The 23,473-nt window shown below is 67.9% G+C and carries 23 protein-coding genes; 15 read left to right on the top strand and 8 right to left on the bottom strand.

Features of this window, described 5'->3' with window-relative positions; translation table 11 throughout:
- Nucleotides 1-230 precede the first annotated feature (230 nt).
- The 4 genes from RS86_RS18200 to RS86_RS18185 form a co-directional block, all read right to left on the bottom strand.
- On the bottom strand, nt 231-1,088 hold the full coding sequence (locus tag RS86_RS18200) for a transporter substrate-binding domain-containing protein (RefSeq protein ID WP_052680380.1): 858 nt from the start codon (nt 1,086-1,088) through the stop codon (nt 231-233).
- A 177-nt stretch (nt 1,089-1,265) separates the two neighbouring features.
- Nucleotides 1,266-2,117: a helix-turn-helix domain-containing protein gene (locus RS86_RS18195; protein WP_045273706.1), complete on the bottom strand. Its 852-nt coding sequence runs from the start codon at nt 2,115-2,117 to the stop codon at nt 1,266-1,268.
- Nucleotides 2,114-2,917, bottom strand: coding sequence for an amino acid ABC transporter ATP-binding protein (locus RS86_RS18190; RefSeq protein WP_045273705.1), 804 nt, complete (start codon nt 2,915-2,917; stop codon nt 2,114-2,116). Before RS86_RS18190 ends, RS86_RS18195 begins: the two co-directional genes overlap by 4 nt.
- Nucleotides 2,914-3,831, bottom strand: coding sequence for an amino acid ABC transporter permease (locus RS86_RS18185; protein ID WP_052680379.1), 918 nt, complete (start codon nt 3,829-3,831; stop codon nt 2,914-2,916). The genes RS86_RS18190 and RS86_RS18185 overlap by 4 nt, the downstream gene beginning before the upstream one ends.
- Nucleotides 3,832-4,007: 176 nt before the next feature.
- On the opposite strand from RS86_RS18185, the gene RS86_RS18180 reads away from it, so the two are divergent.
- Complete coding sequence (locus RS86_RS18180) at nt 4,008-4,481, top strand: hypothetical protein (RefSeq protein WP_045273704.1); 474 nt, start codon at nt 4,008-4,010, stop codon at nt 4,479-4,481.
- 176 nt (nt 4,482-4,657) lie between these two features.
- Here RS86_RS18180 and RS86_RS18175 read toward each other — a convergent pair whose 3' ends face one another.
- Nucleotides 4,658-5,986, bottom strand: a complete 1,329-nt coding sequence (locus tag RS86_RS18175; protein WP_235281828.1) for an MFS transporter — start codon at nt 5,984-5,986, stop codon at nt 4,658-4,660.
- A gap of 202 nt (nt 5,987-6,188) precedes the next feature.
- Between RS86_RS18175 and RS86_RS18170 the strand changes: the two genes are divergently transcribed.
- Nucleotides 6,189-7,076, top strand: coding sequence for a helix-turn-helix transcriptional regulator (locus tag RS86_RS18170; protein WP_045273702.1), 888 nt, complete (start codon nt 6,189-6,191; stop codon nt 7,074-7,076).
- A gap of 32 nt (nt 7,077-7,108) precedes the next feature.
- On the opposite strand, the gene RS86_RS18165 is transcribed toward RS86_RS18170, so the two are convergent.
- Nucleotides 7,109-7,594: a PaaI family thioesterase gene (locus RS86_RS18165; protein WP_045273701.1), complete on the bottom strand. Its 486-nt coding sequence runs from the start codon at nt 7,592-7,594 to the stop codon at nt 7,109-7,111.
- A 108-nt stretch (nt 7,595-7,702) separates the two neighbouring features.
- Between RS86_RS18165 and RS86_RS18160 the strand changes: the two genes are divergently transcribed.
- The gene (locus tag RS86_RS18160; protein ID WP_045273700.1) at nt 7,703-9,034 is read left to right on the top strand and encodes a PLP-dependent aminotransferase family protein; all 1,332 of its coding nucleotides are present in this window, start codon (nt 7,703-7,705) and stop codon (nt 9,032-9,034) included.
- Between the two features lie 317 nt (nt 9,035-9,351).
- Nucleotides 9,352-10,713: an MFS transporter gene (locus tag RS86_RS18155; protein ID WP_045273699.1), complete on the top strand. Its 1,362-nt coding sequence runs from the start codon at nt 9,352-9,354 to the stop codon at nt 10,711-10,713.
- A gap of 49 nt (nt 10,714-10,762) precedes the next feature.
- Here RS86_RS18155 and RS86_RS18150 read toward each other — a convergent pair whose 3' ends face one another.
- Nucleotides 10,763-11,776 carry a LacI family DNA-binding transcriptional regulator gene (locus RS86_RS18150; RefSeq protein ID WP_045273698.1) on the bottom strand — a complete coding sequence of 338 codons (1,014 nt, stop codon included), beginning with the start codon at nt 11,774-11,776 and terminating at the stop codon, nt 10,763-10,765.
- Nucleotides 11,777-11,922: 146 nt separating this feature from the next.
- Nucleotides 11,923-12,834: a LysR substrate-binding domain-containing protein gene (locus RS86_RS18145; RefSeq protein ID WP_045273697.1), complete on the bottom strand. Its 912-nt coding sequence runs from the start codon at nt 12,832-12,834 to the stop codon at nt 11,923-11,925.
- A 212-nt stretch (nt 12,835-13,046) separates the two neighbouring features.
- On the opposite strand from RS86_RS18145, the gene RS86_RS18140 reads away from it, so the two are divergent.
- The 11 genes from RS86_RS18140 (at nt 13,047) to RS86_RS18090 (ending at nt 23,470) form a co-directional block, all read left to right on the top strand.
- On the top strand, nt 13,047-14,372 hold the full coding sequence (locus RS86_RS18140; RefSeq protein ID WP_082076891.1) for an extracellular solute-binding protein: 1,326 nt from the start codon (nt 13,047-13,049) through the stop codon (nt 14,370-14,372).
- Nucleotides 14,369-15,313 (top strand): carbohydrate ABC transporter permease, encoded by a 945-nt coding sequence (locus tag RS86_RS18135; protein WP_045273695.1) that lies wholly within the window; start codon nt 14,369-14,371, stop codon nt 15,311-15,313. The genes RS86_RS18140 and RS86_RS18135 overlap by 4 nt, the downstream gene beginning before the upstream one ends.
- The gene (locus tag RS86_RS18130) at nt 15,313-16,260 is read left to right on the top strand and encodes a carbohydrate ABC transporter permease (protein WP_082076889.1); all 948 of its coding nucleotides are present in this window, start codon (nt 15,313-15,315) and stop codon (nt 16,258-16,260) included. Before RS86_RS18135 ends, RS86_RS18130 begins: the two co-directional genes overlap by 1 nt.
- A gap of 32 nt (nt 16,261-16,292) precedes the next feature.
- Nucleotides 16,293-17,135: a sugar phosphate isomerase/epimerase family protein gene (locus RS86_RS18125; protein WP_045273694.1), complete on the top strand. Its 843-nt coding sequence runs from the start codon at nt 16,293-16,295 to the stop codon at nt 17,133-17,135.
- Between the two features lie 117 nt (nt 17,136-17,252).
- Nucleotides 17,253-18,023 carry a LamB/YcsF family protein gene (locus RS86_RS18120; RefSeq protein WP_045273693.1) on the top strand — a complete coding sequence of 257 codons (771 nt, stop codon included), beginning with the start codon at nt 17,253-17,255 and terminating at the stop codon, nt 18,021-18,023.
- A 5-nt stretch (nt 18,024-18,028) separates the two neighbouring features.
- Nucleotides 18,029-18,739: a 5-oxoprolinase subunit B family protein gene (locus RS86_RS18115; protein WP_235281827.1), complete on the top strand. Its 711-nt coding sequence runs from the start codon at nt 18,029-18,031 to the stop codon at nt 18,737-18,739.
- A complete protein-coding gene (locus RS86_RS18110; protein ID WP_045273692.1) occupies nt 18,736-19,734 on the top strand; it encodes a biotin-dependent carboxyltransferase family protein in 999 nt (332 codons plus the stop codon). Before RS86_RS18115 ends, RS86_RS18110 begins: the two co-directional genes overlap by 4 nt.
- On the top strand, nt 19,731-20,507 hold the full coding sequence (locus tag RS86_RS18105; RefSeq protein ID WP_045273691.1) for an SDR family oxidoreductase: 777 nt from the start codon (nt 19,731-19,733) through the stop codon (nt 20,505-20,507). The genes RS86_RS18110 and RS86_RS18105 overlap by 4 nt, the downstream gene beginning before the upstream one ends.
- A 10-nt stretch (nt 20,508-20,517) precedes the next feature.
- Nucleotides 20,518-21,204, top strand: a complete 687-nt coding sequence (locus RS86_RS18100) for a 4-carboxy-4-hydroxy-2-oxoadipate aldolase/oxaloacetate decarboxylase (RefSeq protein ID WP_045273690.1) — start codon at nt 20,518-20,520, stop codon at nt 21,202-21,204.
- Nucleotides 21,201-22,424, top strand: a complete 1,224-nt coding sequence (locus RS86_RS18095) for an aspartate transaminase (protein WP_235281826.1) — start codon at nt 21,201-21,203, stop codon at nt 22,422-22,424. Before RS86_RS18100 ends, RS86_RS18095 begins: the two co-directional genes overlap by 4 nt.
- Nucleotides 22,421-23,470 carry a D-2-hydroxyacid dehydrogenase gene (locus RS86_RS18090; RefSeq protein WP_045273689.1) on the top strand — a complete coding sequence of 350 codons (1,050 nt, stop codon included), beginning with the start codon at nt 22,421-22,423 and terminating at the stop codon, nt 23,468-23,470. Before RS86_RS18095 ends, RS86_RS18090 begins: the two co-directional genes overlap by 4 nt.
- The last annotated feature ends 3 nt before the right edge of the window (nt 23,471-23,473 follow it).

Below are 23,473 nucleotides of genomic sequence, written 5' to 3'. Positions count from 1 at the left end.
ATTGTGCTTGTTCCAGGCCTTGTCTATGCCCCAACCCTGTAGTTCGACGGCGAGACTGTCTTGTTCAAACCATCTGGACGGCTCCGAAGAACCGCGAGTTTCCGTGGAACGACATGGATCAGGCCGCTCGCTGAATTGTTTGGACAGAGGTCGAGCGTTTCAGCCAACAGAGAAGGCCCGGAAGCACTGAGGAAATTAGCGCTCCGGGCCTCTGTCGTTCCCGGTGCGGGCTACTTCTGTAGATTGATGCCGGGTTCGGCGGGCTTGACTCCATATGCCGCGAAGAGCTTGGTGGTGGTGCCGTTCTTGTACAGCGTGCTCATCGCGCCGTGCACGGCGTCGATCAGGTCCTTCTTCGAGCTGTTCATCATGCTGCCGACGTAGAAGCCTCCGTCGAAGGGGGTGCCGACGAGCGCGCGGTTCGAGCCCTGGGTGATGGCGAACTCGGCGGCGGGGACACTCTGGATCCCGAGGTCTGTGCGGCCGGACTCGAGCGCCAGCTCCGCGTCCTGCTGCGTCGGATATTCGGTGATCGTCAGGGGCTTCTTCCCTTCCTTCGTGCACTGATCGGAAAGGGTGCCCGCGTAGGTCACGTCTGTCGTGCCGCGGATCGTCGCCACCGAACGGCCGCAGGCGTCCAGTTGGGTCGAGAACTCTGCCGCGCGGTCTTTGGTCGTGATGAGCGTCGCCTGCTCCTTCATGAAGTCGATGAAGGTGCCGGCGGCCTGCCGCTCTGTCGTGTCGTAGAGGCTTCCACCGAAGATGTCATAGCGTCCCGCCGCGATGCCGGTGATCCCGCCTTCCCAGGCGACGGGCACGTAGGTGACCTTGACGCCCAGTTCCTTGCCGACGGCGTCCAGGAGGTCCTTGGTGATGCCGGACGTGGGGACGTTGTTGGCGTCCGCGACGTAGTACGGCGCGTCGGGGAGGACGAGTCCTACCGTGAGCTGGCCGGGCGTGATCAGCTCGGACAGTCCGGCGCCAGCGCTGGAGGGCTGCTCTTCGCCGGCAGCGGCACCGCAGCCGGCGAGGGCGAGCGCGAGCGCCGCGGTCGACGCGGCAACAGCAAGACGGGCACGGGTGTTCATTCAGGACTCCTTCGTTCTGACGGTGCATCGGGTCCTGCCAGCGTAGGAATCGGGCGGCACCGCAGACGATGGATCCGCGCCGGGAGGGATGGCACATTTCGCGGGGCGACCGCGCGTGGGCAGGCCACGCGCGCGCAGACCACGCGCGCGCAGACCGCGCGTGCGCAGACCGCGTGCTCAGGCCGCGTGCGTGTGGTTGCGGTGCAGGTCCCGGAAGCGCGAGGGCGTCATGCCGGCCTCGCGGCGGAAGAACCTGGAGAAGTAGGACGCGTCGTCGAAGCCGAGCTCATGCGCGATCTGGGCGCAGCTGAAGTCCGAGCGGGCAAGGAGGCGCTGGGCCTCGTGCATGACCGCCTCTCGCAGGATCTCGCCCGGCGGCCGTCCGGTGGCGGCGGAGACGACCTCACTGAGATGGCCGGGAGTGACCGAGAGCTCCCTCGCGCAATCGGCCACCGTGCGGAGCTCGCCTCGGCTCTGTCTCGCGAGTCGTTCGAACTGCGCCGCGAGCCCGTCGCCCGCCCCTCCCGGTGAGACGAAACGCCCGCACAGCACCAGAAGTGCGGTCAGCAGGCTGCGGATGGCGAGTTCATAGCCGACCGCGCGCTGCCGCTGCTCGGTCTCGAGCTGCGTGATGAGCGCCTCGATGCGCAGGGCGGAGGCCGGATCGGGGTGCCATTTTCCGGAAAGGGGCACCCAGTCCCCGGGGCCGCCCTTTCCCAGCAGCAACTCGGTGCGGAACAGCACGAGCGCTCCGTCCACCTCGATCTCGCCGGGCACCCAGTGGTGCATCTGACCAGCGGCCACGATGAAGAGGTCACCCGGTTCCGCCGCATGCTCCTGGAGATCGATGACGTGATGGCCGGATCCTGCGCGCAGCCAGGCGAGCTCGACGAAATCGTGTCGATGCGGCACGTACGCTGTGGGCCCCGGGCCCTGCGTGCGCAGATCGCCCAACAGGAACAGCCCGCCCGCGGCCGCCATCGTGGCATCCAGCGAGTGCATCGGCGGGCGTCCCTGCGCCGCGGTCATGGTCGGGCCCCGGCCTCTTCCGCGCGGAGCGACAACGTGCCGGTGCTGCGCAGGAAGGACGCGGTACGCACAGACGACGGGCTCGTGAGCACCTGTGCCGCGGGCCCCTTCTCGACGATCACGCCGCCCTCCATGAACACCACCGTATCGGCAACCTCTCGCGCGAACGAGATCTCATGCGTCACCACCAGCATCGTCATGCCGGCATCGGCGAGCGACCGCATCACCTGCAGCACCTCGCCGACCAATTCCGGATCCAGCGCCGATGTCGGCTCGTCGAACAGCATCAGCGAGGGTCGCATCGCGAGGGCGCGGGCGATGGCTACCCGCTGCTGCTGGCCGCCGGAGAGCTGGGCGGGGTACTTGTCGGCGTGCTGACCGAGCCCGACCCGTTCCAAGAGCGTGCGGGCATGCTGCTCCGCGTCTCTGCGACCTTCGCGTAAGACGGTGATCGGGCCGATCGTCACGTTCTCGAGCGCCGTGAGATGGGGGAACAGGTTGAACTGCTGGAAGACCATCCCCATGCGGCGCCGCACGCGGCTGGTCTGCCGATCGCCGGTCTCGACGAGGTGCTCGTCCTCCACGACGTATCCGACGAGCTCGTCCTCGACGAGTACGATGCCGGCATCGAGAGGCTCGAGGTGATTGATGCAGCGCAGCAGGGTGGATTTCCCGCCGCCGGAGGGTCCGATGATGCAGACGACCTCGCCCTGGGTCACATCGAGATCGATGGATTCGAGGATCACGTTGCCGTGGAAGGCCTTCCGCAGCCCGCGCAGGGTGAGGGCGTTGACGGTCACAGTGCCGCCTCCTTCGCGACGACCACACGTCGTCTGGATCGATCGGCGGAGCGTTCGAGGAAGTGCTGGCCGATGCTGGCGAGAGTCACCAGCAGCAGGTACCACAGCGATGCCACGACCAGGAGCGGGATCACCTGGTAGTTCTGGCCGTAGATCTGCTGGGCCTGGGTCATGAGGTCACCGCCGCCGATCACCGAGACGATCGATGTCGCCTTGAGGATGTCGATGAACTGATTGCCCAGCGGGGGCAGGATCACGCGGATGGCCTGGGGGATCACGATTCGGCGCTGGGCGCCGAGAGCCGTCATGCCGAGAGCCTTCGCGGCATCCGTCTGCCCCGGCGGAATCGCGAGGAATCCTCCGCGGACGACCTCTGCCATGTAGGCCGCCGTGTGCAGGACGAGTCCGATCAGCGCGGCCAGGAATGGAGTGACGATGGCGTTCGTCTCCCCGCCGATGACGATTCCCCAGGCGGGGATGCGGATGCCGATGAATGGCAGCAGCAGGGCCAGGTTGAACCAGAACACGAGTTGCACGAGCAGGGGAGTCCCGCGGAACACCCAGACGTAGCCCGTGACGATGATGGTGAGGACCGGGTTGCCGGCCTGTCGCATGACGGCGAGGATCACGCCCAGCAGAAGCCCGATCGCGAATGTCAGCACCGTGAAGACGACGGTGAGGAGCACGCCGCTCAGGACGCGCGGGTTGACGAGGAACTCGCCGACGACGGCCCAGCGCAGCGCCGGCGCCGTCACGATCGTCCCGCCGATGCCGAGGCAGATCGCGCCGAGGACGAACGCCGGAACCCACCGGCTCAGGATGCGGGGCTTGCGGCGCAGCGGCAGACGGATGAGCCGCTCCAGGTCGGTGCGGGGGCGCTGCGCGTCATCGGACAGCACGTTCAGTGAGGTCATGCCGATCATTGTCACGCGGCCGAGGACACGGCGGGGAAGCTTCCCCGCGGACGTGCCAGAACAGGCGAAGGAAGTCCCTGGCTCGACTCTCGAAGCCTTCCCTAGCGTCGAGGCAGCGGCCTCCGCAGCCGTCCCCAGAGAGGTGCGGGGGCCGCCCCATCTGAAAGGAATCAGTCGTGATCGCGAAGTACGAGCATCTGTTCGTCCGGCATATGCAGGACTCCACCGACGACCTCGTGAACGAGGGCGCCATCGGGACGGGCGAACCCCGCCCCTCCCACATCGGCGACGCGTTCGCCTTGATGCGGGCGGCGGACGTGCCCGGATCCAAGATCCACATGACCTATTCGTGGATCAACCCGACGGACGAGCCCAGCCACTGGGTGAACGAGCATGAGCACGACTACGACGAGGTGCTCATCTGGACCGGGTCGGATCCGGAGAACCCGCACGATCTGGGCGGCGAACTGCTGATCGATCTCGACGGGGAGACGTACTCGGTGACGACCTCGGGAGCGCTGTACATCCCGGCGGGCCTGCGTCACTGCCCCCTCGACTTCAAGAGCGTGTCGAGGCCGATCCGGTTCAGCGCGCTCTCGCTGTCGGGCGACGGGCACTACCACTCCGACGAGAACGTCCCGAAGGGCTGAGCGCCCTCGGACCCTGCGACCGGAGGGAGGGGCCAGGAAGCGCTCCGGCTTCCTGGCCCTGTCTCTGCCCGACAGGTCCGCGAGCTCAGAACAGCAGGCCCGCGACTCCAACCCGGCACGGCTGAACGTCCCCGGCGCCGCCCCGATCGCGGCGTAGGGCTCGTGCCGTTCGCGGCCTAACGGGAGCGCAGGAACACTCCGATGACGATCGCGGAGAGAAGCGCTACGCCGGCGTTGATGCCGATCGCGAGGTGCAGTCCCGGGAGAAGCGTCGAGGCTGCGACACCGGTCGCGACGGCGGACATCACCGGTGTGCCCAGGGTGATGCCGACCTGTTGGCTCATCGTTACCAGACCGGTCGCGAGTCCTTGCTGGTCGCTGGGCACGCCCGCGGTCGAGGCGACCGCGTAGCCGACGATCGCGACGAGGTTCGCGATGCCGCCGAGGAACGTCAGGACCAGCAGCGGGAGCAGCCAGGCGCGGTCGTCGCCGGCGAAGGCGAGGGGAGCGACGACGGCAGCCTGAACCAGGAGGCCGCCGACGATCGCCGTCTTCGCGCTCGTCTTTCCGGTGACCTTCGGCGCGATGAGGCCTCCGATGACGGTGCCGACACCGAGGACGCCGAGGAAGAGACCGGCAGCGAGGGACGTGTAGCCCAGGATCTCCTGCAGATAGAGGGTGAGCAGGAACACCAGCGAGGTGAAGGTCGCGAACGCGAGGAACCCGGCCGCGTTGCCCCACCCGACGTTGCGCCGCCAGAGAAGGCCCGGTGCGATCAGCGGCTGCTTCGTGCGACCCTCGACCGCCACGAAGATCACGAAGAGAACGAGCGCGCCGAGCATCGGCGCCCAGGTGCCGGGGGCGGCCCATCCCGCGCGGCCCGCGTTGTCGATTCCGAAGACCAGCGCGACGAGTGCCCCGGTGACGAGGACGGCGCCTGGCACATCGAGGCGGGGCCTGCTGCGGCGGGAGGATTCGCGGAGCACGAACGGACCGACGGCGAGCACGGCGAGGGCGACGATGACGTTGATGAAGAACGCCCACCTCCACGAGATCGCACCGGTGAGGATGCCTCCCAGCACGGCTCCGACGGTGAAACCCGCCGCCATGAGCGCGCCGTTGAGACCGAGCGCGCGAGATCGGACCGGGCCGTCGGGGAACATGGTGGTCATCAGCGAGAGTGCGGCGGGAGTGACCATCGCGGTGGCGAGTCCCTGACCCACCCGGGCCGTCAGCAGCAGGGCGGGCTCCTGCGCAAGGCCACCGGCGGCAGACGCCAGTCCAAGGAGCACGATGCCGGTCAGGAAGAGCCTTTTGCGGCCGAACAGGTCAGCGACTCGGCCGAAGAGCAGCGTGAACCCGGCAGCGCACAGCGCGAACGCGGTGACGATCCACTGCAGGGCGTCGGTGGCGAACCCGAGATCGCTGCCGATGACCGGAAGCGCGACGTTGAGGATCGAGAAGTCGACGGCGAGGGTGAAGTTCGCGGCCAGGAGGACCGTCATCGCGGTCCGCTGAGAGGGCGTGAAGCGCTCGGCGCGCTCGGGCTGCGGGGGAGTGCAGGGCTGGTGAAACATCGGTATCGCTCATGGGATCCAGGGTCAGTCCTCGCGAAGGGGACAGCCAGATCCCTGCTCAGACGCGTCCAGCGATGCCTAGCACTCGCAGGGACAGGCACGCCGGCGGGGAGTACGCGAGACTGGACGCGTGAATGGACGCCCTTTCGACACCGCGCCCGATCTCGGCGACCTCGCGCAGCCGGTGACCGAGCTGGGCGAGTTCCTGCGCTCCCGCCGGGATCGGATCAGCCCGGAGCAGGCCGGAGTCGCCAGCTACGGCAGGCGACGCGTGCCCGGCCTGCGCCGCGAGGAGCTGGCCCTTCTCGCCGGAGTGTCGGTCACCTATCTGACGAGGCTGGAGCAGGGACAGTCGCAGAACGCCTCTGACGCGATCGTCGGTGCACTCGCACGCGCGTTGCAGCTCGACGCGGACGAACGGGTACACCTGCACACGCTCGCGCACTCCGCCCCCGTCAGGCGACCTCGGGCCGGCGCACCCGAGATCGCCAAACCGGGTGCCGAGCAGCTGCTGCACTCGATGAGCACCGTGCCGGCCGTGCTCCTCGGGCGGTTCAACGACATCCTCGCGTGGAACGATGCCGGTCATCGTCTTCTCGCCGGTCACCTCGACGTCGACGCGCCCCGGAGCATCGACGATCGTCCCAACCAGATCAGACTTCTGTTCCTCGACGAGCACACCCGCGATCTCTACATCGATCGCCGCGATGAGGCCGCCAGGGCTGTCGCATCGCTGCGATACGTCGCCGCGCAGTTCGCGGATGACCGCGGTCTTGCGGAACTCGTGGGCGAACTGAGCGTGAAGAGCGCCGAATTCGCAACCCTCTGGGCGGGCCACGACGTGCGCCTGTGCACGAGCGGGAGCAAGAGGCTCCGCCACCCAGAAGTCGGGGAACTCGAGCTCGGCTACGAAGTCCTGCACCTGCCGGAAGGCAACGGCCAGCGCATCCTCACCCACACCGCTGAACCGGGCAGCGCATCGGCTGCGGCCCTGCGATTGCTCGGCTCCACGATCTAGCGGCCGTCCACGCGTCGCCGAGCTGACCTCGATCAACGCCCCGTGGCACTGTCCCCGCGAAGGGTCATGACGACGCTGGTGACGGTCGCGACCGGCTTGCCGTCGCCGCGAGTGATCTCGCGCTGGTAGTGGCTCACGGCACGTCCCGTGTGGGTCGCGTATGCGGTCGCCCGCAGCCGCCCGTACCACACGGGCCGCAGGAAAGTCGCCCTGAGATCGATGCTGGTGAACGACTCGTCCGGGTCCATCGCCGTGGACTGCGCGGTGCCGATCGCGGCATCGGCCAGTTCGACGAGCATGCCGCCGTGCACTGTGCCCTGCTGGTTGCCGTGCAGGGCGACGTCCGCATCCATCTCGACCACGGCGCGACGCAGGTCGATCGCGGTGATCGTGAACTGCAGGAGTCTCGAGATGGCGGTCGGGTAGAGCATGTGGGTGCGATCCGTCGGGCCCAACGTTCCGTCCAACTGCTTGCGCAGGTACTCGAGCACAGGCAGGTCGTGAGCGGCTTCCCGCACGGGCTCCTCCTCGATGGCGGTGATGCCTGCGACGCTAGCGACCTAGGGTAGGACGATCCAGTTATTGTCCTAGATACAAGCCCCCTCTCTCGTCTCCGAGGTCCGGAAATGACTGCTGCCTACAAATCGATCGTGGATCGGTTCGCGACCTCGATCCGAGACGGGCGCGTGCCCGCGGGCACCCGCCTGCCCACCCATCGGGCGCTCGCGCGGGAGCACCGGATCGCGCTGGCGACGGCATCCCGCGTCTACGCCGAACTCGCCGCGATGGGTCTGGTCGCCGGTGAACCAGGACGCGGAACCTTCGTCCGTGACCAGCGCGGTCACGACGGCGTCGAACCATCCCGGCGTCTTCCCGTTCCGCGGATCGCCGACCTCTCGTTCAATCAGCCCCTGGCCGCCGAGCAGACCTCCCAGCTGCGCCATGCGCTGAGGGAGTTGTCCACCTCCGGCAACCTCGAAGCCGTCCTCCACCAGCAGCCGCCGGGTGGCCGGAGCCGTGAACGGGCCATCGTCGCCACACACCTCCTGGACCGCGGCATCGATGTGCCGCCCGCGCGGGTGCTCCTCGCCAACGGCGCTCAGCAGGCCCTCGACGCCGTCCTGACGGCGACCACCCGCCCGGGCGATGTGATCGCCGTCGATGCCCTCACCTACCCTGGCTTCGCGTTGCTGGCCGCCGCGCACTCGCTCGAGATCGCACCGATACCGTCAGGCGCAGCAGGCCCGGACCTTCAGGCCCTCGACCGGCTCTGCGCCGCGCGACCGGTACGCGCGATCTACACGATCCCCACCGTCCACAACCCCCTCGGCTGGACACTGGACCGGCCGACCCGCGAACGGCTCGTCGCGATCGCCCGTGCCCGCGACGCATGGATCATCGAGGACGGCACCTATGCGTTCCTCGACGAAGCGCCGCCACTGCCGGTGCAGGCCCTGGCCCCCGAACGCACCTTCTACGTCGCCAGTCTCTCCAAGAACGTCGCCACCGGCCTGCGCTTCGGATTCCTCGTCGCACCCGGCGCCCACGAGCAACAGATCGTCCGCAGCCTGCGCACATCCACCTGGGGCGTCTCGGGCCTCATCACCGCCCTGGCTACCGGCTGGATCGCGGACGGGACCGTCGCTCGACTCGAGAAGACCCGCCGCGACGATGCCACCGAGCGCCAGCAGATCGCTCGCGCGGCCTTCCGTCAGCTCGACTACACCGCCCACCCCTCGTCGTACTTCGGCTGGCTGCGCCTCCCACCCGATCTTCGGGCGGACCAAGCCGCGTCGCACCTCGCCGACGTCGGCATCCTCGTCACGACCGCCGATGCCTTCGCCTCGACCGATCACGCGCCGCACGCCCTCAGACTCGCCCTCGCGACGCCGGCGATCGATCAGCTCGCCGACGTTCTCGAACGGGTCAGCAGGACCGTCGATTCGATGCCTCGGTGACGCGCGCCGTGTCGGGGGAGTCCGTCACAGAGCTGAGGACCAGACTCCCTTGCCTCGCGAAGTCGGATCCGATTCTGGCAATCTTTATGGCACAAGAATCTCGGACGAATTCGCAGAATGCCCGGTGTTCTCAAGGATCGAGGGCGAACTCCGGCAATGAGTTGGCACATCTCTTGTCGGGACGTCAGCCGATTCCTACAGTTTTCCGTACCTGGGGCACCAATGCCCCGGAGAGCAGATCAGCAGGCCCCGCATCCGTTCGCAGCGAACGACTCCCGACCGCCGGGCCTTCCTGAGATAACGCCAATGGAGGCGACATGACGAATTCCGTGGCTCCCAAGAAGACTCCGGCGAAAGCCGCGATAGCCTCCTGGGTCGGCACGACGCTCGAGTACTACGACTTCGCCGTGTATGGCACGGCGGCGGCGCTGGTGCTGAACGTCCTCTTCTTCCCGCCAGAGCTGCCCGATGGGGTCAAGGTGCTGCTCAGCATGGCGACGTTCGCCATCGGCTTCGTGGTCCGCCCTCTCGGCGCGCTCATCCTTGGCCCCCTCGGCGATCGCTTCGGCCGAAAGTTCGTGATGATGATCACGCTGTTCGGGATCGGTGCGTGCACCTTCCTGATCGGATGCCTGCCCACCTACGACCAGGTCGGCATCCTCGCACCGATCCTGCTGATCGTCATCCGCATCATCCAGGGGCTCTCGGTCTCGGGGGAGCAGGCGAGCGCGATCACGATGACCCTGGAGCACGCACCGGAGCGACGCAGGGCGTTTGCGACGAGCTTCGTGACCAGCGGATCCGCATCGGGCGGTCTTCTCGCGACGGCGGTGTTCATCCCGTTCGCCGCCCTTCCGCAGGAGCAGCTTTTGGCCTGGGCGTGGCGCATCCCGTTCTGGCTCTCGGCTGTCGTCGTGGTGGTCGCGTACGTGATCCGCCGAACCCTGGAGGAGCCGCCGGCGTTCCTCGAGACCCAGGCCATCAAGGTGCAGCTGTCGCCGCTCAAGCAGGCCACCCGATTCCACTGGGGGACCATCATCCGGATCGCCGCCTGCGCGATGGTCGCCGGCATCAGTTACCTGTTCGCCGCCTTCTCGGTGTCGTTCGCCACCGTCGGCTACGGGCTCGACAAGCCGACGATCCTGTGGGTGCCCGTGTGCGCGAGCTTCCTGGCGATCCTGTACACACCGCTCGCGGGGATGCTCGCCGACAGGATCGGCCGCAAGACGGTGTTCATCATCGGCGCCGTGGGCGCGGGACTCAGCACGGCGCCCTACCTGTGGGCGATCACGCAGGGCGATTGGCCGCTGATCTTCGTGCTCGGCATCCTCTGCAACGGGCTCTTCTACTCGACCGCGAACGCCGCGTGGCCGGCCTTCTTCGCCGAGATGTTCCCTGGACGCGTGCGCGTCTCCGGGCTCGCGGCGGGCACGCAGATCGGCTTCGCGATCGCGGGCGCCATCGGTCCCGTCGCATCGACGGCTCTCGCCGGTGCGGACCTCAAGGGCTGGGTGGGACCGGCCGCTCTGGCCATCGGGCTGATGGTCGTGGCGACGATCTCGGCGCTGACCGCGAAGGAGACCCGCGGCTACACGCTCGACGAGATCGACGAACTGCAGCAGAGCGAGCAGGAGAAGGAGGCCGTCACCGCCTCCATCCTGCTGCCGAAGGCGGTCTAGCCGCCTCGGTGCCGACGACTGACCCCTGGCCCGCAGTCGCGGCCAGGGGTCAGTCGTCCTTGCGAGGCCCCGTCGACGCGCGCACGGTGAGGTGTGCCGAGATGTGGTCGATGCGGTCGGAGCGATCCCGGGTCGCGAACCGGCCGATGAGCATGTCCACGGCCGCTCGGCCGGCGCTCTCGCCAGGAGACGTGACCGTGGTGAGCGGTGGATGCGAGAACGATGCCCCGAAGATGTCGTCGCAGCCGACCACGCTGAGGTCGTCCGGTATCGCGACGCCGAGTTGATGGAAGCGGTCCAGGGCGCCGATCGCCAGCACGTCGTTGAAGAAGATGCAGGCTGTGGCGCGGGTGAGGACGACGGCGTCTGCGGCCGCGGCGCCGTTGGCCAGGGTCGGCTGATACCTCCCGACCGCGACGATCTCCACGTCGCTCTCGCTCGCCGCTGCGGTGATCGCTTCGAAGCGCGTACGGTCCGTCCAGGATGCGTGGGGACCGCGCACATACGCGATGCGCGTATGACCCAGCGAGTTCAGATAGTGGACGGCCTGCCCGAGCCCGGCAGGGGTGTCGATCACGACACCAGACAGGCCGGGAGCTGCACGATTGATGACCACCGTCGGCGCGACCTGGGAGACCGCACGCAGGGCCTCGTCGTCGATCCGCGGGGACGAGACGACGATGCCGTCGACCGTCCGTGCCATCTCCCGCAGCCACTGTTCCTCCATCGGCAGCGACTCCTCCGTGCTGACGAGGAGATGGAGGTAGCTCGCAGCGCGGATCTGCGCCTGCGCGCCACGGATCACGTCCAGGTTGAACGGGTTCGTGAGGTTGGGCAGCACGAGGGCGATCGTCCCGCGGGCCAGTCGGTTGTCGGCTGCGGGCAGCAGTGCCGAGGTGTAGCCCATCTCCTGCGCCTTGCTGGTGATCCGCTCATACATGACGGTGCTCACGCGGTTCGGGTTCGAGAGCGCGCGGGACACGGTGGAGGGCGCGACCCCGCAGGCCTCGGCGATCTCCGTGAGCGTGACACGACGCTGGACGCGACGACCAGGAATGACCATGGCGGACTCCTCGGGCAATGAGTTTGCCAGTCGTCCCGGGCATACGCACCGGATCGACGGGGTTCATCGATGCTATCGAACTCGGTGGGCACGCGCGGATGGCACAAACGGCAAAGACGCTTGCCGAACCGGCCAGGAGCAGGGACTCACCCTCCGACGCCCGCGTGCTCGGCCAGCACTCGTGACACCAGACGGCGGAGCACGCGTTCGACCGCCACGGCAGCTTCGCTGAGCGGCTCGTTCGCCGAGATGCAGAAGGCGAGCCTGATGGGCATGGGCTCGGCGAAAGGAAGCCGGACCAGCGTCGGATGCTGTGCGAGGTCGGGAATCGAGGCGCCCGGGAGCACGGTGCATCCGATGTCCTTCTCGACCGCGCTCAGCAGGCTCGGAACCGACTCCAGCTCACCCGCGATGCGGGGGAAGAGGTCATGGCGCTGGAAGCCGGCATCCACGGCCAGACGGATCGAATGCTGCCGGGTCGGCACGAGCATCGGCACGTCGGTGAGCTCCGCGAAGCCGATCGGCGACGGGAGCTTCCGCTTCTGGTGGGCGAGCACGGACAGCTCGTCGACGAACAGCGGCTCGACATGCACCGCGCGCAGCGACACGGGGGAGTACATGATCCCCATGTCGATCTGCCCGGTCGCGATCCCCTCGCTGATCAGGCCGCCGAAGTTCTCGCGGAGGTGCAGGACGATGTTCGGGTACTCCCGGCGGACGGTCTGCAGGAGGGGAACCGTGAGCGATTGCGCAAGGCTGTACGGCGCCAGTCCCACCGAGACCCGTCCACTCGGTCCGTCGCCGCGGGCGCGCACCTCCATGAGTGCCTCATCCATGCCGCGGAGGAGGTGCTGGGCATGCCGGTACAGGACGCGGCCGGCCTGCGTCGGGAAGACGCCCTGCTTGGAGCGGGCGAGGAGCTGGACGCCGACCGACGCCTCCAGCGATGTGATCTGCTGGCTCAGCGCCGACTGCGTGAGATGCAGTGCGATCGCCGCCCGGGAGATGCTGCCGAGGTCGACGGCCTTGACGAAGGCCTCGAGCTTCTTGCCGTCCATGTTCCTCCGCCTCTTCGCGTCCTCGACCCTTTCCTGATGATAACCAGGGCCGATGCGGTGCGATCCGCGATCGGGAGAACCACGATGGGGGTATCGACGATCTGCGGATCGAACCCGTTCCGGACGCCATCGGCCGAAACATAGTGTGAGCCGCATCCCGGAACCCGTCGGGGAAAACCCCACGGTGACAGCCAAGGAAGGCGGTACCACCGATGAAGAGATCCTCCCGAACACATGCGGTCGCGGCGGCGGCAGGAGCAGTGCTGCTCCTCGCTCTGACCGCCTGCTCCACCGGAGCAGGAACTGTCGCGACGACGACGTCGGCGGCCCCGGAGAAGGACGACGGCAAGCCGCTGGAGGTCTGGTCTCGCAGCGGTCCGGAGGCGGCGAAGACGTACAAGGCGGTCTTCGACGCCTTCACGAAGAAGACGGGCATCGAGGTGAACTATCTGGCCACGGTGGAGTTCGAGACGCAGCTCCGCGCTCGTGCTTCCGCCAAGGATCTCCCCGATGTCCTGATCTACGACCAGGCCAGCATGGCCGGCTATGCCGACGACGGCATGCTGCTACCGGTCGACCGCGCGGCGATCAAGGGTTCCAAGGACCTCTCGAACGAGTCCTGGAACTCGGTGAAGCTCACGGACGGCGAGTACTACGGGGTGCCGTTCAGTCAGCATGCGCAGGTCACCTTCATCCGGAAGGACTGGCGGGAGAAGCTCGGATTCGAGGTGCCGAAGACCCACGACGATCTCGTGAAGCTCGCCACGGCATTCGCCACCGAGGATCCCGACGGCAACGGCGTCGATGGCGACACGTACGGCATGGCAGTCCCCGGGACGACGGACCGCGGGTTCTTCGCCTGGTGGTCCGCGCCGTATATCTGGCAGCGCGGCGGCGAGATCGTCTCCGGCAAGGACGGTGCGTACAAGGCCGAGATCGACAGCGCCAAGAGCGTCAAGGGCGTCCAATGGCTGGAGCAGTTCTTCTGCACGCCGAACCTCATCCAGCCGGGCGCGCTCACGAATGCCTCCGCCACGCCGTTCTTCGCGGAGGGCAAGGCGGGGATCTATCAGACCGGCCCCTATGCCTTCGCCAACTTCGACAAGGCGCCGGGCAAGGACAAGTACGAGGTGATCATGGCCCCTGCAGGCCCCGCGGGATCCACGACCCTGCAGGAACGCACCAGCATCTACTTCGGCGCGACGACGACCAAGCCCTCGAAGCAGAAGGCGCTCGCCGAGTTCCTGATTTCGGCGGAGGGTCAGAAGCTCGCGATGACGGCGCCCGGTCAGCCGGTGGTCCGTCTTCCCGTCAACACGACGGTGGACGCGGTCGCGGTCTACGGCGATGCGCGCTGGGGCGTGGTGCAGGACCAGCTGAAGAAGTCGAGGATGTTCCCTTCCGACATCGACTTCACGACCGCCCGGCAGGACGTGGCGGAGACCCTGAACTCGACGTTCTCGCAATGTCCGAAAGACGTCTCCGGCGACATGAAGGAGCTCGCGGATCGGATCGACGAAGAGCTGGCGTCCCCGTGACCACCCTCGCGAAGCCCTCTCGTGCGACCCGCAGCGATGCGGGTCGCCCGAGAGGGGCGTCCGCACGGCGGGCGCGGATGAAGCGGGGTGCGATCGTCTGGGGCTTCTTGGTTCCGGCTCTGCTCGTCTTCGCGTATTTCAAGTTCATCCCGATGGTCACGGGGATCCAGATGAGCTTCCACGAGGTGCGTCCGTTCCTCGGCGACGTCTGGGTGGGCCTCGACAACTACGTCGCGGTGCTGAACGACCCCAAGTTCCACGCCGCGATCTGGCACACGCTCGTCCTCGGTTTCGGTACGGCTGCGGGTGCGGTCATCGGCGGCATCGTCCTCGCGCTGGTCCTCGAGGGTGCGAGCAGGTACCTCTGGTTCGTCCGGACGGCGGCGTTCCTCCCCGTGGTCACGGCCACCGCCGTGATCGCCGAGGTCTGGCGGATCATCTACTTCCCGGCGCAGGACGGCTTCCTCAATTCCGTTCTCGGCACGTTCGGCGCCCCGCCGGTGCACTGGCTCGAGGACCCGAACACCGCCCTTCTCTCCGTCATGGTCGTCGGGATCTGGCAGGGCGCCCCGTACAACATGGTGATCGTGCTCGCCGGTCTCGCCGCGGTCGACCGCTCGCTCTACGAGGCCGCCGCCATCGACGGCGTGAACATGATCCAGCGGCTCTGGTTCATCGTTCTCCCCGCATTGAAGCCTGCTCTCGCCATCGTGCTGGTCCTCGCGGCCATCCGCAGCCTCCGTGTCTTCACCGATGTCTGGGTACTGACCAAAGGCGGCCCATCGGGAGCCACGGACGTCTGGATGACGCGGGTGTACTCCCTGGGTTTCGAGCGCAATGAGGTGGGCGTCGCTTCTGCGGCCTCGATCATCCTGCTCGTCGTCACGGTGATCATCACGCTCGGCACCGCGGCGCTGCTGCGACGAGGAAAGGACACGTGATGTCCCTCACCGACGGAACGAGCACGGCGACAGAGGCGATCGTCACGGCAGGCGCCAGACGCCCGAGACGCCGGCGCGGCGACGCCTCCGAGCGCTTCGACACCGCGCTCGGCTGGCAGGCGGGCCGGACGGCCTCACTCGTCCTCCGCATCGCCATCTGCATCGTCATCCTCTCCGTGTTCGCCGGGCCGATCGTCGCGATCATCGCCGGTGCGTTCGACCTGAACTCGGATCCGACGAGGCTGACTCTGATCCCGGCGAACCCCAGCATGAAGAACTTCGAGGTCGCCGCCGATCGCGGGATCTGGTCGTTCTTCTGGAACTCGATCGTGATCGCGGGAGGCGGACTCCTGCTGCAGACCCTGCTCGCCGTCACCGCCGGCTACGCGCTCGCCCGGCATCGCTTCCGCGGGCGGGCGCTGATCCTTGGTCTCTTCCTCGCGACGATGATGCTCCCCGAAGAGCTGGTGGCGGTGCCTCTTGCGGTCGTGCTCGGTGACATCCCGCTGACGGGCCTGAATCTCCGGGGCACGGTCTTCGCCGTCATCCTCCCGGTCGCGGCGTCGGCATTCTCGATCCTGGTGATGACGGCGTTCATGCGCGACATCCCGGACGAGATCGAAGAGGCCGCCCGCATCGACGGGGCAGGCGATCTGCGGCTGCTCTTCCAGATCATCCTGCCGCTGTGCAAGCCGGCCCTGGGCGTCGTGACGATCTTCGGCTTCATCGGCATCTGGGACCAGTACCTGCTGCCACTGGTCGGAGCCAACAACACCACCAACTACACGATCACGGTCGCGCTGACGAGCTTCCGTGCGGATGTGCAGGTCGGCACCGGCGTGCTTCTCGCAGCGGCGTTCCTGGCTCTCATGCCGAGCCTGATCGTCTATCTGCTTCTGCAGAACTCGCTCGTCAAAGGCATCACGACCGGTGCGGTCAAGGGCTGAGCGCGCATCACCATGAGAAGAGGAGAAACAGAATGATCCTGTCCACCGTCACCGACGAGGTGACCCCCGATCGGTCGGTGGGAGCCTTCCGCAAGATCTTCACGATGGCCACGGAGCAGGGCGTGCGGAACTTCGAGATCCGGATGGTCGAGGCCAAGCGCTTCCCGGTCGTCGAAGCGGCGGCCTGGGGGCGGCTCAAGACGATCGCCGCGGAATACGGCATCCACTACTCCGCCGTCTCGCCCGGCCTGTTCAAGGCCGACCTGCACAGCGATCTGATCGGATTCCATTCGACCGAGATCCTGTCGATGAGCCTCGATCTGGCGGAGCGCATCGGTGTCGACACCCTCATCACCTTCGGTGTCGACCGCAGTCCGCTCGACGATGAGGGCGACTTCGCCCGGGTCGTCGACCTGCTGGGCGAGGCCGCCGATGTCGCGGCTGCCCGTGGGTTCCAGCTGCTGCTCGAGAACATCCCGGGGTCCTGGGCCGACACCGGGGAGAACTGCCTGCGGTTGCTGGAGGGCATCGGCAGGTCCAACTTCGGCTACGTCTGGGACACCGGGAACCTCTACGAGGCGGAGCATCGGCACTTCCGCGGGAGCTATGAGCTGCTGAAGCCGCACATCCGCAACGTCCATCTCAAGGACGGCCGCGTCCTCGACGACCGGATGGTGTGGCAGCGCTTCGGCACGGGCGAGACCGACATCGCCGGTCAGATCGCCGCGCTCCAGGCGGACGGCTATCAGGGGACGCTCACGGTGGAGGCGAAGTGCGAGCCCCACGAGGACGATGACTTCATCGAGTCGATGACCTATCTGCGCGGCGTTATGAATGGCAAGGAAATTGCCAAGCGTGGTCGCCTCGGCCACTGAATACCCGGCGCATCCCGCGCAGTTCGGCACGAGCTGGGCACATGGTTGCACTGCGTGATGCCACCCGTTCTAGCCTGATCAATGACAGCGGAATCACGATGAGGAGAGGAGCTGACGATGACCCGGACGATCGATCTGGTCGCAGATCTCGGCGAGGGCTTCGGCCCCTGGAGCATGGGAGATGACGCCGCGCTTCTGGACATCCTCACGTCGGCGAACGTCGCCTGCGGCTTCCACGCCGGTGATCCGCGGATCATGGACCAGACGGTCCGGGCGTGCAGGCAGCGTGGAGTCGGCATCGGCGCTCACCCGTCCTTCCCCGATCTGCAGGGATTCGGCCGTCGCGACATGGGCCTGACGGCCGAAGAGGTCCGCACCGACGTGCTGTATCAGTTCGGAGCTCTGCAGGCGATCGCCACCTTCCACGGCGCGAAGATCTCCCACCTGGCGCCCCATGGGCGGCTGGGCAACCTGGTCGCGGTCCGCGAGGACTACGCGGATGCCGTCGCCACCGCGGCGTGGAGGCTCGACCCGGAGCTCATCGTCCTCGCTCAGGACGGCAAGCTCGCCGACGCCGCCCGCGCGGCCGGTCTGCGCGTCGGGATCGTCGGAATCGCCGACAGGGCGTACGAGGATGACGGCACGCTCGTGCGGCGCACCGAGCCGGGCGCCGTGATCCATGATGCGGAGGAGATCCGGCGTCGGACCGTGCGGATGGTGGTCGACGGCGTGATCGAAAGCCGCAACGGCGTCCCGATCCCTGTCGCGTGCGACACCGTCCTCGTGCACGGCGACACGGCAGGTGCGGTCGTACTCGCGCAGCAGATCCGGGACGGCCTGGAAGCTGCCGGCGTCGTGATCGCGCCTCTCGCGGACTGGCTGGAGTGAGTACCGTGCCGAACGCATCCGTCATCATCTCGCCCAGCGGGAATTCCGCTCTTCGGGTCGCGAGCACCCTGGCCGACAAGGAGGCCGGCTGGCGACTCGTCCATCACCTGGCCCGACTCGTCGACTCCTCGCGCGTGCCGGGAGTCGAGTGCGTCATCCCGACCTACGACGCGGCGTTGATCGAGATCGACCCGATCGACGTCTCGCTCGATCGCCTGCGCGACTACCTCGAGCACGTCGTCGAGGATCTGGACGCCGACCAGCCGCTCACCCAGACCCCGCGCACGTTCGACGTCCCCGTCCTCTACGACCTCGACGGGGAGCTCGACCTTCAGGACGTCGCCGACGCGCAGGGCCTGAGCGCGGCGGAGATCGTCCGCCTGCACAGCGAGCCGACCTACGTGGTGCGCTGCCTCGGCGCGCCGGGCGGTTCCCCGATGCTCGACGGCCCCCCGTTCCCGCACCCGGTGCCGCGTCTGGCGAAGCCTCGCCCGCACGTCCCGCAGGGCGTGGTCTCGGTCGCCGGACGGCAGGCCACGATCACACCTGCGGCTGCGCCCGGCGGCTGGCGGCTGGTCGGCAGGACGCCTCTGACCGTGCTCGATCTGAAGGCCGAGCCGTTCGTGCCGTACGAGCCAGGAGATCTCATCCGCTTCCGTCCGATCGGCAGGGACGAGTACGAGGCGCTGCGCGGAACCCGGATGGTGGCACGATGAGCGCCGGCACGCTGACCTTCACCGAGGCGGGCTCCACCCAGGTGACGGATCTCGGACGCCGCCGCGGACCGCGCTACGGCGTGCCGGTGAACGGCGCCCTCGACCAGCGCTCGGCTCGGATCGCGAACATCCTCGTCGGCAATCCCGACGAAGCCCCGCTGCTGGAGATCACCGCTCTCGACATCGAGTTCGTCGCCGGAGTCGACATCCTCCTGGCCGTCGCCGGAGCGGATGGCCACCTCACCGTGGACGGTGTCGGGCGCCCGTCGAACCAGCCGGTCTCCGTGCGTGCGGGGGAGACCGTCGCCCTGCGTCATCTCCAGGGCGGGCTGCGCGCCTACCTCGCCGTCCGCGGCTCGTTCGACGTGCCGCAGCTCCTCGGCAGCTGCGCGCCCGATTCCGTTCTGGGCTTCGGAGGGCACCTCGCCGGTGGCGCCTCGATCACGGTGCGACGCTCGACGGACGCGATCTTCAACGATCACTTCGCCGCCGAGCTGTACAGTCTCGACGTTCCGCGACCGTCGACGGGCTTCATCGTCGACGTCACGGACGGCCCCGACCTCGACGACTTCGCCGACACGGCCGACCGCCTGTTCGCACAGCCGTACCTCGTCACCCCGACCAGCAATCACATCGGGTTGCGGTTGGTCGGCCCGCTGCCCGAGCGCCGGACGCACGGCGAGGTGCTGTCCCGAGGCGTGCCCGTGGGCGCCGTGGAGGTCCCGCCGGGGGAGGAGCTCCTCGTCCTGCATCGTGGGCGCGGCGTCACGGCGGGATATCCCGTGCTCGCGGTCGTGACCTCGGGTTCGCTCGACACTCTCGCCCAGGTGCGTCCGGGGGAGCGCGTCCGCTTCCGCAAGGTCTCATCCTCGGACGCCGCGGCGCGTGCACGCGCCGACCGCGTCGAGCTGGAGGCTCTTCGTCTTCGTGTCCGGTCCGTGTTCTCGGCCCTGGACGCTCTCTCCACCTCAATCACCGGAAGGACCTTTTCATGACTTTCTCCGACTACCGTGTCGCCCTCGTCACCGGCGCGACCAGTGGCGTCGGCCGCGGCGCGATCGACCTCTTCCTCGCGAAGGGCCTCACCGTCCACGCGATCGCTCGTGACGAGTCGCGACTCGCGGCGCTGGCGGAGAGGGGCGTGATCGCGCATGCCGTCGACGTGCGCGATACCGTCGCCCTCACTCGCGAACTGGAGGGCATCGAAGCCGACATCGTGCTCAACAGCGCGGGTGTGAGCCGCCCGGGCAACCTCCTGAGTTCGTCGGCCGAGGACCTCGATGACCTCGTCGAGGTGAACCTGACAGCGGTGATGCAGATCCTTCGGCTCGTGTACCCGGGCATGGTGGAGCGCGATCGCGGCCACGTCCTCAACATCTCCTCGATCGCCGGGCACTACAACTTCTTCGGACACACGGCCTATCACGCGACGAAGGCCGCGATCCATCAGCTCTCCCGTCAGTTGCGCAACGACGCACTCGGCAAGCGGGTCCGCGTGACGGAGCTCAGCCCGGGACGCATCGAGACGGAGATCTTCTCGCGCAACCTCGGGGGCACGCCGGAGACCGATGCCGCCGCCTGGGCGGAGTTCTACGAGGGCTTCGAGTCGCTCACGGTCGACGACGTCGTGTCGGCGATCGAGTTCGCGGTGGACGCGCCGGCTCACGTCAACATCGGGCTCATCGAGCTCATGCCGACATTCCAGGTTCCGGGCGGTCTCACCTTCGACCGCCGCCCGCAGGACGTGCTCACGCAGGACGCAGAGTAAGGACGACACCATGGTTCACGTCACCACGAAGATCGAGCGGGCGAATGCGTCCGACATCGCCCGTCTCGGCGAGTTCACCTCGGCGACGATCCACGAGGCTCAGGGACGTCGCGGGGCTCTCGACTCCCGCATCAAGCCCATCGATCGCGACACGTCGTTCGTCGGTTCCGCGTTCACCGTGGTCTGCGCGCCGCGCGACAACCTGATGCTGCAGGTCGCGATCCACTACGCGCAGCCGGGGGACGTGCTCATCGTGGCCGCCGGTGGCTTCCCGGAGGCAGGGATGTTCGGCGACGTGCTGGGCAATGCCTGCAAGGCGAAGGGCATCGCGGCTCTCGTCACAGACTCCGGAGTCCGGGACACCCAGGAGCTGCGTGCGCTCGGCCTTCCCGTGTTCTCCGGGAGTGTGTCGATCAAGGGCACGGTCAAGGAGACCCTCGGTGCGCTCAACCAGCCTGTGGTGTTCGCGGGCGAATCCATCCGTCCCGGAGACGTCGTCAAGGGTGATGCGGACGGTGTGGTGGTCGTCCGGCGCGAGGAGGTGTGCGAGGCGGCGGAGCTGTCCGCAGCACGTGACGCCCACGAGGCCACGCTGATCGAGCAGTACTGGGCCGGGTGCACGACCATCGATCTCTGCAATCTGACCGAGGTGCTGAAGGCCAAGGGACTCACCACCGACATCGAGGACGAGTCGTGAGCGACACCGTGACCTCCTCCTTCCGAGGAGCGGAGCGACTCGCGAGGATCGCGCCGTCGCCGAGCACCGCCGCGGCCGCCCGCGTGCGCGAGCTGAAGGCGGCCGGACGCCGCATCTTCGACCTCACCGTCGGCGAGCCCGACTTCGACACCCCTGACCACGTCAAGGAGGCGGCGATCGCCGCGATCCGGCGGGGGGAGACGAAGTACACCCCGGTCAACGGCACGCCGCGTCTGCGTGAAGCGATCAGGGGTTCGCTGCTGCGGACGCACGGGATCGAATACTCGGATTCGGAGATCACCGTCGGCGGCGGGGGCAAGCAGGTCATCTTCCTCGCGCTGATGGCGACCGTGGATGCCGGCGACGAGGTGCTGATCCCGGCGCCGTACTGGGTCTCGTACCCGGACATGGTTCGCGCGAACGACGGCCGTCCTGTCATCCTTCCGACGTCGGCCGATGCCGGGTACAAGCTCACGGCGGATGAGCTGGAAGCGGCCATCACCGACCGCACGACGTGGTTGATCCTGAACAGCCCCGGCAATCCCAGCGGTGCCGTCTACACGGCGGAGGACCTGTCGGCCCTCGCGGAGGTCCTGCGTCGGCACCCGGCCGTGTCCGTGCTGTCCGACGAGATCTACAGCGAGATCTCCTTCACCGGTGCGCCGGCCCCCAGTCTTGCGTCCGTCGCACCCGACCTCCGGCACCGCGTGCTCGTCGTTTCCGGGGTGTCCAAGTCTTTCGCGATGACGGGGTGGCGGCTCGGCTATGCGGCGGGGGATCCGTCGCTCGTCGGCGCGATCAACACCCTCCAGTCGCAGACGTCGTCGTGCCCGTCGTCGATCAGCCAGGCCGCCGCGGCCGCGGCGTTGGAGGGCCCCCAGGACTTCATCGCGGAGACCGTTCCCGTGTATCGGGAACGACGCGATGTCGCCGTGGCGGGTCTCGCGGCCATCGACGGGCTGAGGCCGATCGCGCCCGACGGCGCCTTCTACGTCTACGTGGACTGCGCGGGTCTCATCGGCAAGACGACGGCGGACGGTCGCACTCTCGAGAGCGATCAGGACGTGACGCTGCACCTCCTCGAGCACGCCGGCGTCGCTGTGATCCAGGGATCCGGGTACGGGCAGTCGCCCTTCTTCCGGATCTCGTTCGCGACGGACACCGGCACCATCACCGCCGCGCTCGCCGCGATCGGCGCCGCCGTGGGAGACCTCCGGTGAGCGCGCGTCTGCGGGCGGTGGTGGCTGCGCCGCTGGCGTCGGAGTTGTGCGAGTTGATCGTTTCGCTGGAGCCGCGGGTGGACCTTGTGGTGGATCCGTCGTTGGTGGCGCCGATGCGTCATCCGGCGGATTTCTCGGGGGACCCGTCGTTCCGCCGGACGGCGGAGCAGCAGTCGATGTTCGAGGGGATGCTGGATTCGGCGGATGTGCTGTACGGCATCCCGGATGTGGATCCGGTGGCTCTGGCGCGCACGGTGCGCGCGAATCCACTGCTGCGGTGGGTGCACACGATGGCGGCCGGCGGCGGCGGTCAGGTGCGCGCTGCGGGGCTGACGGGCGAGGAGCTGGGGCGGGTCGCCTTCACGACGTCGGCCGGCGTGCATGGGGATGCGCTCGCGGAGTTCGCGGTGTTCGGGGTGTTCGCGGGCGCGAAGCATCTTCCGCGGTTGCTGGGTCAGCAGCGGGAGCGGGTGTGGAGCGGGCGCTGGGTGATGGGGCAGGTGTCGGATCTGACGGTGCTCGTGCTGGGGTTGGGCGGGATCGGCGCGGTGGTCGCGGCGAAGCTGTCTGCTCTGGGGGCGACGGTGATCGGGACCTCGCGCAGTGGCGCATCTGTGCCGGGGGTGGCCCGCACGGTCCATCCGGACAACGTCGGCGAGGTGCTCGCGCAGGTGGATGCCGTGGTGGCGACGCTGCCGGGCACGGATGCCACGCATCATCTGATCGGGCCCGAGTTCCTGTCCGTGTTGAAGCCAGGGGCGACGGTGGTGAACGTGGGACGCGGCACGGTGATCGACGAATCCGCACTGCTCGCGGCGTTGGACGCCGGGGTCGTGGGTTTCGCGGCGCTGGATGTGTTCGAGGTGGAGCCGCTGCCGGAGGCAAGCGCCCTGTGGGGGCATCCGCGGGTGCTGGTGAGTCCGCATACGGCGGCGTTGGACGTGCGGGAGGACCGCCGGATCGCGGAGCTGTTCGCCGAGAACGCGACCCGGTTCCTGGACGGGCTGCCGATGCGCAACGTGGTCGACACGGTCGAGTTCTACTGAACG

Source organism: Microbacterium azadirachtae, from assembly GCF_000956505.1.
Lineage (GTDB): Bacteria > Actinomycetota > Actinomycetes > Actinomycetales > Microbacteriaceae > Microbacterium > Microbacterium azadirachtae_A.
Note: the sequence above shows the minus strand (reverse complement) of the source record. Positions and strands in the feature narration are given on the sequence as shown.

Coding starts and splice junctions, on each gene's coding strand:
- RS86_RS18200 (WP_052680380.1), bottom strand. CDS start 1,088: ATGAACACCCGTGCCCGTCTTGCTGTTGCCGCGTCGACCGCGGCGCTC.
- RS86_RS18195 (WP_045273706.1), bottom strand. CDS start 2,117: ATGACCGCGGCGCAGGGACGCCCGCCGATGCACTCGCTGGATGCCACG.
- RS86_RS18185 (WP_052680379.1), bottom strand. CDS start 3,831: ATGACCTCACTGAACGTGCTGTCCGATGACGCGCAGCGCCCCCGCACC.
- RS86_RS18175 (WP_235281828.1), bottom strand. CDS start 5,986: ATGACGGTCCTCCTGGCCGCGAACTTCACCCTCGCCGTCGACTTCTCG.
- RS86_RS18160 (WP_045273700.1), top strand. CDS start 7,703: ATGACTGCTGCCTACAAATCGATCGTGGATCGGTTCGCGACCTCGATC.
- RS86_RS18155 (WP_045273699.1), top strand. CDS start 9,352: ATGACGAATTCCGTGGCTCCCAAGAAGACTCCGGCGAAAGCCGCGATA.
- RS86_RS18150 (WP_045273698.1), bottom strand. CDS start 11,776: ATGGTCATTCCTGGTCGTCGCGTCCAGCGTCGTGTCACGCTCACGGAG.
- RS86_RS18145 (WP_045273697.1), bottom strand. CDS start 12,834: ATGGACGGCAAGAAGCTCGAGGCCTTCGTCAAGGCCGTCGACCTCGGC.
- RS86_RS18140 (WP_082076891.1), top strand. CDS start 13,047: ATGAAGAGATCCTCCCGAACACATGCGGTCGCGGCGGCGGCAGGAGCA.
- RS86_RS18130 (WP_082076889.1), top strand. CDS start 15,313: ATGTCCCTCACCGACGGAACGAGCACGGCGACAGAGGCGATCGTCACG.
- RS86_RS18125 (WP_045273694.1), top strand. CDS start 16,293: ATGATCCTGTCCACCGTCACCGACGAGGTGACCCCCGATCGGTCGGTG.
- RS86_RS18120 (WP_045273693.1), top strand. CDS start 17,253: ATGACCCGGACGATCGATCTGGTCGCAGATCTCGGCGAGGGCTTCGGC.
- RS86_RS18110 (WP_045273692.1), top strand. CDS start 18,736: ATGAGCGCCGGCACGCTGACCTTCACCGAGGCGGGCTCCACCCAGGTG.
- RS86_RS18105 (WP_045273691.1), top strand. CDS start 19,731: ATGACTTTCTCCGACTACCGTGTCGCCCTCGTCACCGGCGCGACCAGT.
- RS86_RS18100 (WP_045273690.1), top strand. CDS start 20,518: ATGGTTCACGTCACCACGAAGATCGAGCGGGCGAATGCGTCCGACATC.